Below are 13,697 nucleotides of genomic sequence, written 5' to 3' on the forward strand. Positions count from 1 at the left end.
ATATAAAAAAGATAAGGAGAAACGTAATGATTGAATTAATTATTGGTTTGAGTATTGCTGCTATATTAATGTTGGTAGAATATTTGTTGAGTGTAAAATTAGAAAATCCCTTGTGGGGAGGGATACTTCCTTTAATTTTGATTATCGGAACTGCTTATGTTTTTATGAATGGCATATTACAGCCAAATTCTAAAACCCTTTTTCCGTTTCTACTTTTAATCTCTTTTATACTTGGAGACTGGGGTACTGGACGTGAAAAGCATATCAAAAACCGCAAAGCTGAACTTGAAAAAATGAAAATAAAGGATATTGAGTATTAAAGCCTTTAGGAACTGTTTTCAAATTCTGAATGCCTGAGGGCTTAACAAAAAAATATGGTCCCTCACCAAGGAGGGACCATACTTGTTCAGAGTATCAGCCGAAGCGGCCCATGATATACTCTTGAGTCATTTGATTCTCAGGGTTGCTGAAGACCTTCTCCGTCTTATCATATTCTACAAGCGAGCCCAGGTAAAAGTATGCTGTATAATCTGAGATCCGTGCAGCTTGCTGCATATTGTGTGTGACAATAACAATCCGCAGATCCTCCTTTAGCTCCTTGATCAGCTCTTCGACTTTACCGGTAGATACCGGATCAAGGGCAGATGCGGGCTCATCCAGCAGGAGAATCTGAGGATTTACCGATAATGCTCTGGCAATGCATAGACGCTGCTGTTGTCCGCCGGATAATGCGAGTGCTGAATCCTTCAGACGGTCCTTGACTTCGTCCCATAGAGCCGCGCGGCGCAGGCTGCTCTCCACAATTTCATCCAGAGCCGCTTTGCCCTTGATCCCGTGATATTTTGGACCAAATGCAATGTTCTCGTAAATTGACTTGTAGAAGGGGTTAGGCTTTTGCCAGACCATACCGATTTTTTGCCGAAGCTTGATTACATCTGTACCTGGAGCATTGATGTCCACACCATCGATCCAAATACTTCCTTTCGTTGTGGAACCGGAGATTTCATCATTCATCCGGTTGAGCGAACGGAGAAAGGTCGATTTGCCGCAGCCCGAAGGACCAATCAGCGCAGTAACTGTATTCTGTGCAAAAGGAAGACTAATCCCTTTTACTGCTTCATAAGTGCCGTAAAAAATGCTCAAATCCTCGGTTTGGAACGATTCGCGTACCATTGGTTCCGCTATACCCATCTCATATTCCTCCTATTGATCCATCGTATACTTGCTGCTAGCTCATTCTTTTTGAAGCCGTAAGCTTGCGGTATATTAAACGGCCGAAGTAACGGGCAGCCAGATTGAAAATAAGTACCGTAATTACAAGCACTGCCGAAGCTCCCGCTGCGATCTGTATGGCATCCGGGGCTAAGCCTTCACTGTTAACTTTCCAGATGTGTACTGCCAGCGTTTCTGCCGGACGGAAAGGATTCAGCGGCGAAGTTGCGCTAGCCGGATTCCAGTTGGTGAAATCCAGACGAGGGCTGCTCATGCCTGCCGTGAACATCAGCGCAGCCGCTTCCCCAAAGACACGTCCCGCCGACAGAATGGTTCCGGTGATAATGGTCGGCAACGCGACTGGAAGCAGCACAGTAGTTACAATCTTCCACTTGGACAACCCAAGGGCAAAGCCTGCCTCCTTCTGCTGCTTCGGCACTGTGCGGAAGGCCTGTTCCGTAATCCGCACCATCAGCGGCAGGTTGAAGAAGGTAAGCGCCAGAGCACCTGAGACCAGGGAGAACCCGAGGTTAAAGGTGTTAACGATTAGCAGGAGACCGAACAACCCGACAACGATCGAAGGAAACGAAGACAATACCTCCACGATCAGACGGATGAAGTTGGTCAGCTTGCCTGGGCGGGCATATTCCGCCATGAAGATCCCGGCACCCAGGCCTAGCGGAACCGTAATGATTAGGGTCAAGACCAGCAGGTAGATGGAGTTGAACAACTGTGGCCCGACGCCTCCGCCTGCGCGAATCTTTTGCGGTGCAGAGGTTAGGAAATCCCAGCTGATATGGTTAAGGCCCCGGATCAGAATGTACCCCAATAGTCCTACCAGGATGGCTACAATAAGTAATGCGAAAAATACGATAAGTGCTGTGGCAATTTTGTCTGCGGTTCTCGGCTTCAAATTTTATTTCTCCTTTCGAGCATTCTTACGAGGAGGACAAAGACAAAAGTCATCAGCATAAGAACCAGCGCCATACTCCACAGCGCGTTATTTTGCGGTGAGCCCATCGTCGTGTTGCCCATGCTCAGTGTAATCACACTGGTCAGGGTCGATGCCGATTCAAAGAGCGACCGCGGAACGAAAGGTGCATTCCCGATAACCATTTGCACAGCCAGGGCTTCTCCGAATGCACGAGCCATCCCCAGCACCACACCTGTCATAATCGCAGGGAACGTAGTCGGGAGAATCACACGGGCTATGGTCTGCCACCGGGTGGCACCGAGCGCAAAAGAGGATTCTTTCAGATTTTGCGGCAATGAAGCCAGCGCGTCTGCAGCCACGCTTGTAATGGTCGGCAGGATCATGACCGACAGGACAAGCGCGCCTGCAGCAACCCCGATGCCCTGACCAGGGAACGTATTACGCAGAAAAGGAACAATGACGCTAAGACCGACGAAGCCGTACACGACTGATGGAATACCGGACAACAGCTCGATTACCGGCTGCAGCAGCTTTTTGCCCCAGCCTGGCACAATTTCTGTCATGAACAGTGCAGCACAGATACTTAGAGGACTTGCAATCAGTGCAGCAATCAGCGTAACCAGGAAGGAACCGGCGATAAAAGGAAAAGCTCCATATGAAGGTGTGTCCGCTTCAGGCGACCATTTAGTGCCAAACAGAAATTCAGATACTTTTACATCTCCACTGGTGAATGTGGATATTCCTTTGGATGCTACAAAATATACCATCGATATAATGATGACTATCAATAGCAGTACACAGAAGGACATATACGCCCGTCCAATAAAATCTTCTATATGATGTTTTTCAATCTTTGTTTTCTTTGGTTTTGCCCTCAAGATGCTCCCTCTTTCTAAAGTGAAAAGAGAGGCAGAAGAATTCCGCCTCTAATCACTTGAAGTTCTAATGGATGATACACTTGAATGTTTTGTTGTGAATTACTTAGTAGTTACTTTACCCGCAACATCACGGGAAACCTGCATTTTCACAGCTGGAATATAACCCAGTTCCACTACATCACCATTCTCGTTCTGCACTTCGTCAGACACCATGTAATCGAGGAATGCTTTTACTACCTCAGTTGGTTCGCCGTTAGTGTACATGTGCTCATAAGCCCATACCGGATATTTACCAGTGATTACATTGTCAACAGATGGCTCAACACCATCATATTTTAATGTCTTGACTGAATCATCGAGGTAAGACAGAGCCAGGTAACCAATCGCTCCTGGTGTTTCTCCGATCATTTTCTTAACCGTACCGGAAGAATCTTCCTGAATAGATCCTTGAAGATCTTCTGTTTTGGTTCCAAGTGCGAAGTTTTCAAAAGTAGCACGTGTTCCGGAGCTGCTTGGACGGTTGATGATCTGAATCTTTTGGTCTGCACCGCCAACTTCTTTCCAGTTCGTTACTTTACCTGTGAAAATATCTACAAGCTGCTGCTTGGTTAAAGTATCTACACCTGCATCCTTATGAGTTACTGCTGCGATGGCTACAACCGCTACCTGATGGTCCACAAGCGCTTTTGCTTTTTCAGCATCGGCATCCTTCAGTTTTTCTTGTGCGAATACATCGGAGTTACCGATATCCACTTGCTTCTCAGCAACTTGAGTAAGACCTGTTCCGCTTCCTCCGCCTTGTACCTGAATATCAACGCCTTTATTGGTTTTCATGAACTTCTCAGCTACCTGTTCAACCAGCGGTTGCAATGCTGTAGAGCCTGAAGCCAGAATAGATCCGCTCAAATCTGTACCGCTGCTCGTTTCTGTAGGTGCATTAGTGGCAGCTGCGTTTTTCCCGCCATTATTGGTTGCTGCATTGTTTCCACCGTTGTTGTTGCCGCATGCCGAAAGTGCTACTACACTTGTTAATGCCAAAGCCATGACCCACGTTTTTCTGAATTGCATTTTTTTGTCTCCTCCTGAGTGTTTTGTATAGCCTCTGCTGCCGTGAATGAACAATAGACATGTCCACCGGATCAACATCCGCTATGTTTTGTGAGTATCTGCTGCTGGTTATCTGCTTCATACAAAACTCACCTTTGGAAGCATCAGACTGTGTTCGTGTCACATCTGACTCTTCTTATTCTAGAGCCCGTTCGTCAGGGAAAAGTATTAAGTATGTAAAGCGAAGGATAAAAAACATAATAGTAATTGTATATCACTATAGATATAATCTATATTAAGAATAAAATCCTTTAATGAATCCCTATTTTTGTGGAGGTACATGGTGAATATTGTTAAGCTTCAAATCGTAGTCCTGATTGAAAAATATAAAAAAGTAACCGATGTGGCTGCCGAAATGGGCTTAAAACAGCCTACCGTTTCCTTTCATATGAAAAGCCTGGAAAGCGAGCTGGGCACCCCACTTTTTCAATACCGCAGCGGACGGGTGCTGCTTACCGATGCGGGACGTACGCTGTATCAGTATGCATCGCGGATTGTCGCACTTGCAGCTGAAGCTGAACGAAGCCTCAAGCAATACTCCTCTCTCTCTTCCGGTCATCTCGAAATCGAAGCAAGCTATGTGCCAGGTACTTATCTTCTGCCTAATTTGGCATCGCAATTCATCCGCCAGCACTCCGGCTTGGATATTTCGCTGTCCGTGCAGCCGGATACTGTCATTCGCGAGCGATTGCGGGGCAGGGAAATCCAGCTTGCTGTTCTGCATACCTATGACGGGCAGGACAGTTCCTTTACAACCCGCACGATTGCCCGCAATGAGGCTGTTATTGCGTTTGCTGCAGGACATCCTTTTGCGGACATCCCGAATATCTCGCCTGATCAGCTTGTCCTGGAGCCATGGATTCAGCATGAGACAGGTTCTTTTCTGCAGGGAATTACGGATGAATGGGCTGAGCGGAATGGTGTGAAGGTGTGGGGACATGCTGTAGTGAATTCACCCGAGGCAATGAAAGGAATGATTCGTAACGGAGGAGGTGTGGGGCTATGCTCTAAGACCGGAATTGAGGCTGAACTCGCTGCGGGAGTCTTAAGCTGCATACCGCTGCCAGGTGTACAGCCCGAGCATGGTGAATTCGCACTGGCATGGCGGAAAGATTATACCCTTACCCCTTTACAACTTGCGTTTGCAGAACTGGCAGCGGGTATTGCAGAAGAGGAATAATTCAAAAAAAAGTATAGCCCCTTGAGGACACTGTTTACAGCGTCAAGGGCTATACCTGTTGGTTTATGAAGACTACTACATTTTTTCCGCCACTAGTGCGAAGGTCTTGGGAATTCCTGCATCAAAAACGTCAGAAGATAAATTGGGCTCTTCGGCTAATTCCCGGATGATCAGCCCGCTTCTGGCTGCTGCTGTCACGATCTCACCCAATGTCCAGCGCCGCCAGTATACAACACTGTGTTTCTCTTCTCCCGAAGGTACGCCGGATGAAGGCAGATACTTGGAGTAAGATACCTTCTTTTCCTCCAATGAAGTGTCAAAATAATCGCCGCTCACCTTGTGCTTACGGATCTTGGCCGTTGATCCCTTGGAGGAAATCAGTTTCGTCGTGACGGGATGGAAATCACGCAGCACGAACCGGCCACCGGGTGACAACAGCCTGCACACAGTATCCATAAATGGGGCCAGATCCGTAAAGTAATGTACGATTCCCATTTCAGCAAAGACGATATCATACGAACTATCCAGCAGTTCTTCCGGCAGCTTCAACACATCCGATACGATGTATTGAAGTTGAACGCCCGCTCCTTCGGCCAGTTCGCCAGCATAACGGGCGTTGGCTTCCGAGAAATCGGCCACACTCACATTTGCTCCCATGAGTCCGAGTGCTACGGCTTTCATGCCGTTAGAACCCATGAGATTTAGTACTTTCTTATCCCGAAACTCGCCTAGGTAGCTCAGCAGAGGGTACAGCTTGGCAGCAGGATCTTTCATGAGCTTCGCCGCAGCTTCAGCAGGAGTGCCGAAACGGGCGGTCCAGGCGGAGTAGGTATCCTCATTCCACAGCTCTTCACTGGAAGGAACTACGCCTTGTCTTTCTTCCGGTTCGTTAGGTTTTGGTTTTGGAAATTGTTCATGTTCATTCATGGATAGAAACCCCTTTATCTCTATTAATAATCTATTAGGATGCGCTCGGAAGTGCTTCCTTTACCTTCACCGCTTTTTTGCGTCCTGCATATAAGTATACAGCGAGTCCACTCATTACCAATACTCCACCGCTCCATTGCAGCCCTGTCAGTTGTTCACCCAGGAGTAAGAAGGCCAGAATGCTCGCCCCCACTGGTTCACCCAGAATGTTCATCGATACTGTAGTTGCTGAAGCATACTGCAACAGCCAATTGAACAGAATATGCCCGAATACGGTGGGAACCACAGCCAGCAGAACAAAGATTCCCCACTCCCGCGGGGGATAATCAAAGAATGGAATGCCAGAGAGCAAATTATATACGCAAAATACTGCTGCCGCCGAAATAAAAACGATCAGGCTGTAAAGATAGGATGGCATTCGGGCCACAAGCTTCTGTCCAATCAGTAAATGGCCGGCAACCGCAACAGTACCCCCGATGGATAGCAGGTCACCTTTGAGGTTGTCCGCAGAGAGGCCAATATCTCCCCAGCCGATAAAGACCACACCGATTATGGCGATGCCCAGACCCAATATAGCGGAAGAGGTACTTCTTTCCTTATACAGTATGTAGGCTCCCAGCATAATAAATACAGGCTCCAGCGCCATAATCATGGTTGAACTGGCCACAGAGGTATACTTCAACGAACCCATCCAGAGTAAAAAGTGCAAGGCCAGCATAACGCCAGAGATTCCCAGCATGAGCCAATCCTTACGGCGCAGCGCAAATGCCGCCCCGCTGTACGGCCTGGCAAAAGGCAGCATCAAAAGCGAGGTGAAGAGCAGCCGGTACATACCTTGAACGGATGCTGGAGCATCCGACCATTTGATGAAGATTGAAGAAAACGAGATGGCCACAATTCCAATTAGCATCAGAAGCGGGACAGGAACGGGTGGCTTTTTTGAATTCACGGATGGCTTCCTTTCAGGTTAGATATAACTCACTATGTTAATTTATCGCAGAATGAAGAAAATTGCAGCCATTTTCACAATAAATAAGCAAATAAAAAAGCATGAACTCCGCTTCCTGGAAGAAGTCCATGCCTCTATTTATGAAGATCCTTATCCGGATGCTTACGTTCCATACTAAGGCTTAAGCACAACCTTGATGCAATCCTCTTCCTTCTCATTGAAGACCTTGTACGCATGTTCTGCTCTGCTGATCGGCAGCCTGTGCGTAATGATATCCGTTGGATCAAATACATTTTCTTTAATCATTGAATATAAAGCGGGCATGTAGTGAATAACCGGAGCCTGTCCCATCTTAAGTGTAATATTGCGCTCAAACAGATGTCCCAGCGGGAACATATTATAGTTAAGCCCATACACACCGACCAACTGGATCGTTCCGAACTTACGCACGACCTCTGCTGCAATCCTGAAAGCTCCAAGCGAGCCCCCTTGCAGCATCAGTGTGGTTTCCACCTTTTCCACCACTGTTTTTTTGGCATCGAGACCGACGCAATCAATAACTACATCTGCTCCACCGCGGGTAATTTCTTTTAAATGTGACTCAATGTCCTTCACTTTCTCAAAATTGAAAATCTCCACATTATTGGTCTGCTTGGCATGGTGGAGACGATACGGAACATGATCTACGGCAATCACCCGGGATGCCCCTTTGATCCACGCGAACTTTTGAGTCAACAGCCCAACCGGCCCACAGCCCAGAACAATGACCGTATCTCCCCGTTTGACGCCGGCGTTCTCAACACCCCACCAGGCTGTCGGCACGATATCTGAGAGAAACATCAGCTTCTCATCATCCATCTCTGCATCCTCAGGCACAACAAACGGGCCAAAATTGCCATAGGGTACACGGAGTAGCTCAGCCTGACCGCCGGCAAACCCGCCATACGTATCTGAATAGCCCAGATAACCACCTGTATCCTTGGCATCGTTGGCATGATCACATTGGCTTTCCATTTCATGACGACAGAAGTAGCACTGGCCACAGGCTACGTTAAACGGAACAATGACACGGTCGCCCTTCTTCACCTTGGTGACCTCCGGACCCACGTCCTCCACGATTCCCATCGGTTCATGCCCAATAATGTAATCGTCATGCATACCAGGGATTTCTCCATTATAGATGTGGAGGTCCGAGCCGCAGATGGCTGTAGAGGTTATACGGACGATGATGTCATCTTTTTTCTCAAGCTTGGCATCAGCAACTTCTTTGACAGCTACTTTCTTCTTGCCTTGATAGGTTACTGCGATCATGTATGACCACTCCTTCGGATGAAGAGATATGAACCAGCAGGCTATAATTCCTGCAAGCCATACTATGTTATGCCCCCAAATCCTTCAGGTTTATCCATGCAAGAGCGGGGAATACATCATCAGTGCAACATTCTCGGCAACCGCTTCATCGGCCACCAACTCGCCTTCAGGCGTCATTACCTTGCGCCGGATGCGGTTTCTGCGGATGTAACCTCCCCACGGTTCCAGACTGATCACATGCTCCGCTTCGTAAACTTCATACGTATAGAGTGGTTCGGCATCACAGCGCCATTCCCCATATAAGTGAGTGTCATCCAGCCACAGTCTAAGCTGATAGGTTTCTTCGGTCGGGTTCAGGAGCTGCAGATCCAGATAGTTATAAGCACAAGTGGCCCCGCTGCCAAAAGGCTGAGTCCGTTGTTCATCCGGGAATACATCATAGCTGTGGCGGTGCCGTTCCGTAACACGCAGCGGCGTGTGTAGAGTCATCCAGTAGATGAGATTGGATAACTGGCACAAGCCACCCCCGGTTCCGGAACGAAATCCGCCGTAATACAGAACCATCCCATCAAGGTACCCTTTCCGCCGGGTCGGCTTTCCGATGTTCTGCCAATAAGAAAATGTCTCACCGGGGCGTATTATCAGACCATTTAGCTTCGAGACAGCAAGCTTCAGGTTTGTTATCTTGTTATACTGGAGCTGCATATCAACATTCCGCAGACTGCGCAGCAGCGGTGTTGCATGACTGGCGGAACGAAAATGAAGGTCTTCTGCAAGATGCACCTTGGCTCTCTTCTTCCGTTGTATTACCCATTGCCCGTATCTTTTCCAGGTAAAATACTGTTTTCCGGCAAAAAGTCTCAGGGGGGAACGCCGGATTGGCTTCATGGCTGCTTTGGCGGTATCCATTAGAATTCCACCACTTGTTCCTTAAGAAGTTTGGCAAATCTCCCTCCAATGACCGAATTGTGATGCTTTACAATTTCGCCCCCGCTTAAGCTTTCATTGTCAAAGGTAGTATGCGCATCCTCAACCAGCACACTTGAGTATCCCATGCTGAATGCCCGTCGGGTGGTGGTATCCAGACAGAACTCGCTTTGCATACCGCAGATCACCAGGTTGGTAATGCCTAGTTCCTGAAGCTTATCATGCAGATTTGTCCGGTGAAAGGCATCCCAGGTAGGCTTCTCGACAATCAACTCACCTTCCAGCGGGGTGACATGCCGGCTGATCTGCCAGGTGGGAGTCCCCTTAGTGTATTCTTGATCTTCAGTGTGCTGAATATATACAACCGGAACGCCTGCTGCCCGTGCTTTATGCAGGAGGGAGACGATTCTGCCCGTCACTTTCTCCTCCTCATACAGCTTCATGTCTGGATAAGAATACATTGCTTCTTGAACATCGATGATAACTAACGCAGTAGAATCATTTGCCATTGGATAATCTCTCCTCATTCATATAATAATAACGAGCCCTATATCTACGCTAAAAATTATACCAGAACAGGAAATGATACAGCTTCATTTTTGTAACAGTTGCTTCCAACTTGCGAATATCCCAAAAAAAACGGACCTCTGCAGTGCAGAAGTCCGGCTGATTATCCAGTTTATAAATTATTTTCCCCGTTTATTATGCCAAATGAGTGCGTGCAGCTGCGGGAGCACCCTCGCCTTATTCATCTCAGAATCAGCGATGACCAGATTGAACAGCCATTCCAGCCGTCCCAGCAGACGGGCCGAAATGTCTCCCTCTTCCGTAACATCATCATTGCCAGGCTGCAGGAAAATCGGGACCTCCGGATAGCGGGTGTGGATGCTTTTCGCATATTGGTAATCCTCATCATTAAACACTACAACCTTCAGACTGTAGGCAGACTTGCCTTGGGTCTTCAGTTTGTTCATAATGCCATCAAGCATCTTCCAATCGGTCTTCATCCCTGAGCTTGGCGGCTTAGGGCTAATGGTAAGCACATCCACATCGTAGAACCAGTCCTGCCATCTGCTGCCCTGCGTTTCAATGGCTGCCTGAATCCCGCGCTCGTGAAGCAAATCGATGAATGTGCCCACTCCTTCACCAATCAGTGCAGGGTTACCCCCGGAGATGGTCACACAATCAAAATTATCCCCGGCAAGAAGCGTGAGCTCATCCATAATCTCCTCAGGCAAAAGCATCTTTACTTTATCCTTGGCCGATCCGTCCCAGGTAAAAGCGGAATCACACCAGCTACAGCGGTAGTCGCAGCCGTAGGTGCGGACGAACATGGTTTTGACACCAATTACCGCACCTTCACCCTGGATCGTTGGACCAAACATCTCAATTACCGGCAGCTTACTCACAGTCACAGCCCCCATACAGGCGGTAGGATGGCCCCTCATCAGGAATATCCGCTGCCAGCACTTCCGCCCAGGAAGTTGGAGTCTCCCACAGCTTAACGGAATACAGCGGGAGTGAGGCCTGCTTCAGACGGTAGGCAATATATGCCGACATGTTTTCCACCGTTGTACGGAACGACAGCAGTGCCACCTTTGAACCTGTGTTTACCAGTGTCTCCAATACAGGCTCATTCCCCATAGCCAGAAAAGCGTGATCCAGATGGTCCAGAAGACTCTCCTGCACCGTTGCCTTGATGTCGCTGAAATCAATGACAAACCCTTCGTCAGAGTGTCCCTCTCCTACCAGCGGCTTGCCCTTCAGTACGACCTCCAGCTTGTAGGTATGGCCGTGCAGGTTGCTGCACTTCCCTTTGTGGCCTACCAATTGATGAGCGGAGTCAAAAGTAAAGATTTTGCATACAGATACTTCGCCCATCATCAGGATACGACCTCATTTCGTTCCGCTTCATATTGGTCCAAGCCACGTTTCCGCAACAGACAAGCCGGACAGGTGCCGCATCCGCTGCCAATAATTCCGTTATAGCAGGTTAGCGTATGCTCACGAACGTAGTCAAAATATCCGAGCTCGTCGGCCAGCTTCCAGGTTTCTTTTTTATCCAGCCACATCAGCGGCGTATGAATGACGAACTCGTAATCCATAGATAGATTAAGAGTGACATTCAGTGACTTCACAAATACATCCCGGCAGTCCGGGTATCCGCTGAAATCGGTCTGGCATACCCCGGTAATGATGTTGGCATACCCAAGCTGTTTGGCAAGAATCGCTGCAAAAGACAGGAACAGAAGATTACGCCCATCCACGAATGTACTCGGCAATTCCTCCCCTTCACCGGCGGCAATCTCTATATTATCCCGGGTCAGCGCGTTAGGCGCCAGCTGATTCAGCAGGCCCAAATCGAGAATATGCTGCTTCACATTGAATTTCTCGGCTATTTCCTTGGCGACCTCAATCTCCGCAGCGTGGCGCTGATTATAATTGAAGGTCACCACTTGAACCTCTTCGAACTGCCGCAATGCCCATATCAGGCAGGTTGTGCTGTCCTGGCCGCCACTGAATACGACTAAAGCTTTTTTGTTCATCGGTTATTCTCCTCTCACTTGCCCCGGTTTAACGGTTGTCCACTTTCTCTGGATACAGGTCATGATTGATCAGCCGGTGCTCGGCCATCGCTTCATATTTGGTTCCCGGACGCCCCCAGTTGCAGTAAGGATCAATGGAAATCCCGCCACGCGGGGTGAACTTACCCCAGACTTCGATATATTGCGGCTTCATCAGGGAGATCAGATCATTCATAATGATGTTTACACAGTCTTCATGGAAATCCCCATGATTACGGAAGCTGAACAGATAGAGCTTAAGTGACTTGGACTCCACCATTTTTTGCTCCGGAATGTACGAAATGTACATGGCGCCGAAATCCGGCTGGCCGGTCACGGGACACAGACTCGTAAACTCAGGACAATTGAATTTCACAAAATAATCGCGGTCGGGGTGCTTGTTGTCAAACACCTCCAGAATGTCCGGATCATACCCGAATTTATAGGTTGTTCCTTGATTGCCCAGCAGGGTAACCTCCTGCATTTCCTCTTTCAATCTGCCTTCTGACATGACAAAAAAACCCCTCTCTTTTCCTCCGGCAGTTCACCGGAACTGGAAAGAAGAACGAGTTTCGAAAACCTGGCTCTACTAAGAAGAAACGCCTCCCGCCCAATTCGAACGGATGTATAATGCTGACTGACAGGCGCTGTCTTTTTGCGCACAGCATAACAGGAAGAGAAGTACAGGCGGCTGCCTACACTTTTCCTGGACCCCTTATTTCCGGGATGATTTATGCCAAAACGGTCTTAGTTTTTTATAGAGGGAGTTTGCGAACCTCTCCTGTGCTCAAGGCCCAGAATTCTTCTTTATGATATTACTGGCGAATTGAACTATACCATGCCGGGCGGTGGGTTGACAACCCTCACAGATGATCCAAAATCAGTGAACAGAGCATTCCCATCGCGGCAACAAGTCCGGTCAGCGGTCCGCCTTCCTCATAGGCTTCGGGCATCATGCTGGAGGATACCATAGAGATAATTCCTCCCCCGGCAAAAGAGGCGATCAGCGCCGTCGTAGATCCGCTGGCATGATCCATGAACAAGTATCCTGCACCCGATGCGATGGTGGATATCACAAGAACGCCGAGCCATAATAAGACGATCTTACCCCTGCTGTAATTGTCCTGCTTAAGTCCTGACGTACTGGACAAGCCTTCAGGAATATTGCTGATGAAGATAGCAACAACCAGCAGCATGTTGACCCCTTGACCGGAGATCAGACTGGCACCGATCATAATCGATTCCGGAATAGCATCCAGCACTGTTCCCGCAAAAATAGCCATACCGCCTCCCTGCGCCTTCGTATTGCTGCTGTCTCTGACGGATCGTTTACGTCCTGCACCGCCTTTGTGCGAGATATACCAGTCAAATAGTGTAAACACCACTGCACCGGCTGTGAATCCGATAATGGCCGGGATAAGCCCCCCTTCATTGGCCGAATCATCCAGCAGTTCATACGCCGCCGCACCAATGAGTACCCCCGTACCGAAAGCCATAATGAATCCAATCAACTTGTTCGGGATCGGCAGATATAACGCCAGCAGCGCTCCAAGTAGCACAGCAGAGCCGGAAATGGCCCCCCATAACAGAGCACTCCACAATAGATTCACCTTCCTTAACTAAAATAGCTCAGATATAAATAGAAGTGCCTGATAGTAATTTACACTAGAAAAGAATATTACAATCATCTGCAGGTCCGGTAGTGAAT

The 13,697-nt window shown here is 48.3% G+C and carries 16 protein-coding genes and 1 riboswitch; of the genes, 2 read left to right on the plus strand and 14 right to left on the minus strand.

Annotation, left to right across the window (positions count from 1 at the left end; all coding sequences use genetic code 11):
- Positions 1 to 320, plus strand: a 320-nt coding sequence (locus A3842_RS04340; RefSeq protein ID WP_218618650.1) for a hypothetical protein, incomplete at its 5' end; no start/stop codon positions are given.
- A gap of 94 nt (positions 321 to 414) precedes the next feature.
- On the opposite strand, the gene pstB is transcribed toward A3842_RS04340, so the two are convergent.
- From pstB to A3842_RS04360, 4 genes are all read right to left on the minus strand, one after another.
- Entirely contained in the window at positions 415 to 1,191 is a 777-nt protein-coding gene (gene pstB, locus A3842_RS04345) for a phosphate ABC transporter ATP-binding protein PstB (protein ID WP_074084462.1), read from the minus strand.
- 37 nt (positions 1,192 to 1,228) lie between these two features.
- Positions 1,229 to 2,125, minus strand: a complete 897-nt coding sequence (gene pstA / locus A3842_RS04350; protein ID WP_074100573.1) for a phosphate ABC transporter permease PstA — start codon at positions 2,123 to 2,125, stop codon at positions 1,229 to 1,231.
- The gene (pstC, locus tag A3842_RS04355; RefSeq protein WP_143186154.1) at positions 2,122 to 3,024 is read right to left on the minus strand and encodes a phosphate ABC transporter permease subunit PstC; all 903 of its coding nucleotides are present in this window, start codon (positions 3,022 to 3,024) and stop codon (positions 2,122 to 2,124) included. The genes pstA and pstC overlap by 4 nt, the downstream gene beginning before the upstream one ends.
- Before the next feature lie 99 nt (positions 3,025 to 3,123).
- Positions 3,124 to 4,092: a phosphate ABC transporter substrate-binding protein gene (locus tag A3842_RS04360; RefSeq protein WP_074100574.1), complete on the minus strand. Its 969-nt coding sequence runs from the start codon at positions 4,090 to 4,092 to the stop codon at positions 3,124 to 3,126.
- 322 nt (positions 4,093 to 4,414) lie between these two features.
- On the opposite strand from A3842_RS04360, the gene A3842_RS04365 reads away from it, so the two are divergent.
- Positions 4,415 to 5,311, plus strand: a complete 897-nt coding sequence (locus A3842_RS04365) for a LysR family transcriptional regulator (protein ID WP_178382289.1) — start codon at positions 4,415 to 4,417, stop codon at positions 5,309 to 5,311.
- 75 nt (positions 5,312 to 5,386) lie between these two features.
- Here the strand turns inward: A3842_RS04365 and A3842_RS04370 are convergent, their stop codons facing one another.
- The 10 genes from A3842_RS04370 to A3842_RS04415 all read right to left on the minus strand — a co-directional run bounded on the left by A3842_RS04370 (position 5,387) and on the right by A3842_RS04415 (position 13,590).
- Positions 5,387 to 6,238, minus strand: coding sequence for a class I SAM-dependent methyltransferase (locus A3842_RS04370; RefSeq protein WP_083609474.1), 852 nt, complete (start codon positions 6,236 to 6,238; stop codon positions 5,387 to 5,389).
- Between the two features lie 34 nt (positions 6,239 to 6,272).
- The gene (locus A3842_RS04375) at positions 6,273 to 7,187 is read right to left on the minus strand and encodes a DMT family transporter (RefSeq protein WP_178382290.1); all 915 of its coding nucleotides are present in this window, start codon (positions 7,185 to 7,187) and stop codon (positions 6,273 to 6,275) included.
- Between the two features lie 174 nt (positions 7,188 to 7,361).
- Positions 7,362 to 8,498, minus strand: a complete 1,137-nt coding sequence (locus A3842_RS04380; RefSeq protein ID WP_074084467.1) for a zinc-dependent alcohol dehydrogenase — start codon at positions 8,496 to 8,498, stop codon at positions 7,362 to 7,364.
- Positions 8,499 to 8,588: 90 nt separating this feature from the next.
- Complete coding sequence (locus tag A3842_RS04385) at positions 8,589 to 9,407, minus strand: VanW family protein (RefSeq protein ID WP_256701505.1); 819 nt, start codon at positions 9,405 to 9,407, stop codon at positions 8,589 to 8,591.
- Positions 9,407 to 9,934 carry a cysteine hydrolase family protein gene (locus A3842_RS04390; protein ID WP_074100576.1) on the minus strand — a complete coding sequence of 176 codons (528 nt, stop codon included), beginning with the start codon at positions 9,932 to 9,934 and terminating at the stop codon, positions 9,407 to 9,409. Before A3842_RS04390 ends, A3842_RS04385 begins: the two co-directional genes overlap by 1 nt.
- A 177-nt stretch (positions 9,935 to 10,111) precedes the next feature.
- A complete protein-coding gene (gene queE, locus A3842_RS04395; RefSeq protein WP_178381934.1) occupies positions 10,112 to 10,834 on the minus strand; it encodes a 7-carboxy-7-deazaguanine synthase QueE in 723 nt (240 codons plus the stop codon).
- Positions 10,827 to 11,309 carry a 6-pyruvoyl trahydropterin synthase family protein gene (locus A3842_RS04400; protein ID WP_074100577.1) on the minus strand — a complete coding sequence of 161 codons (483 nt, stop codon included), beginning with the start codon at positions 11,307 to 11,309 and terminating at the stop codon, positions 10,827 to 10,829. The genes queE and A3842_RS04400 overlap by 8 nt, the downstream gene beginning before the upstream one ends.
- Complete coding sequence (gene queC, locus A3842_RS04405) at positions 11,309 to 11,971, minus strand: 7-cyano-7-deazaguanine synthase QueC (protein ID WP_074084471.1); 663 nt, start codon at positions 11,969 to 11,971, stop codon at positions 11,309 to 11,311. Before queC ends, A3842_RS04400 begins: the two co-directional genes overlap by 1 nt.
- Positions 11,972 to 11,999: 28 nt before the next feature.
- Positions 12,000 to 12,500: a preQ(1) synthase gene (gene queF, locus A3842_RS04410; protein ID WP_074084472.1), complete on the minus strand. Its 501-nt coding sequence runs from the start codon at positions 12,498 to 12,500 to the stop codon at positions 12,000 to 12,002.
- Between the two features lie 230 nt (positions 12,501 to 12,730).
- Positions 12,731 to 12,774: riboswitch (PreQ1 riboswitch) on the minus strand.
- 78 nt (positions 12,775 to 12,852) lie between these two features.
- The gene (locus A3842_RS04415) at positions 12,853 to 13,590 is read right to left on the minus strand and encodes a ZIP family metal transporter (protein WP_074100578.1); all 738 of its coding nucleotides are present in this window, start codon (positions 13,588 to 13,590) and stop codon (positions 12,853 to 12,855) included.
- Between the last annotated feature and the right edge of the window lie 107 nt (positions 13,591 to 13,697).

Origin of the sequence: Paenibacillus sp. P3E (assembly GCF_001909045.1) — a bacterium.
Classification (GTDB): domain Bacteria; phylum Bacillota; class Bacilli; order Paenibacillales; family Paenibacillaceae; genus Paenibacillus_AQ; species Paenibacillus_AQ helianthi.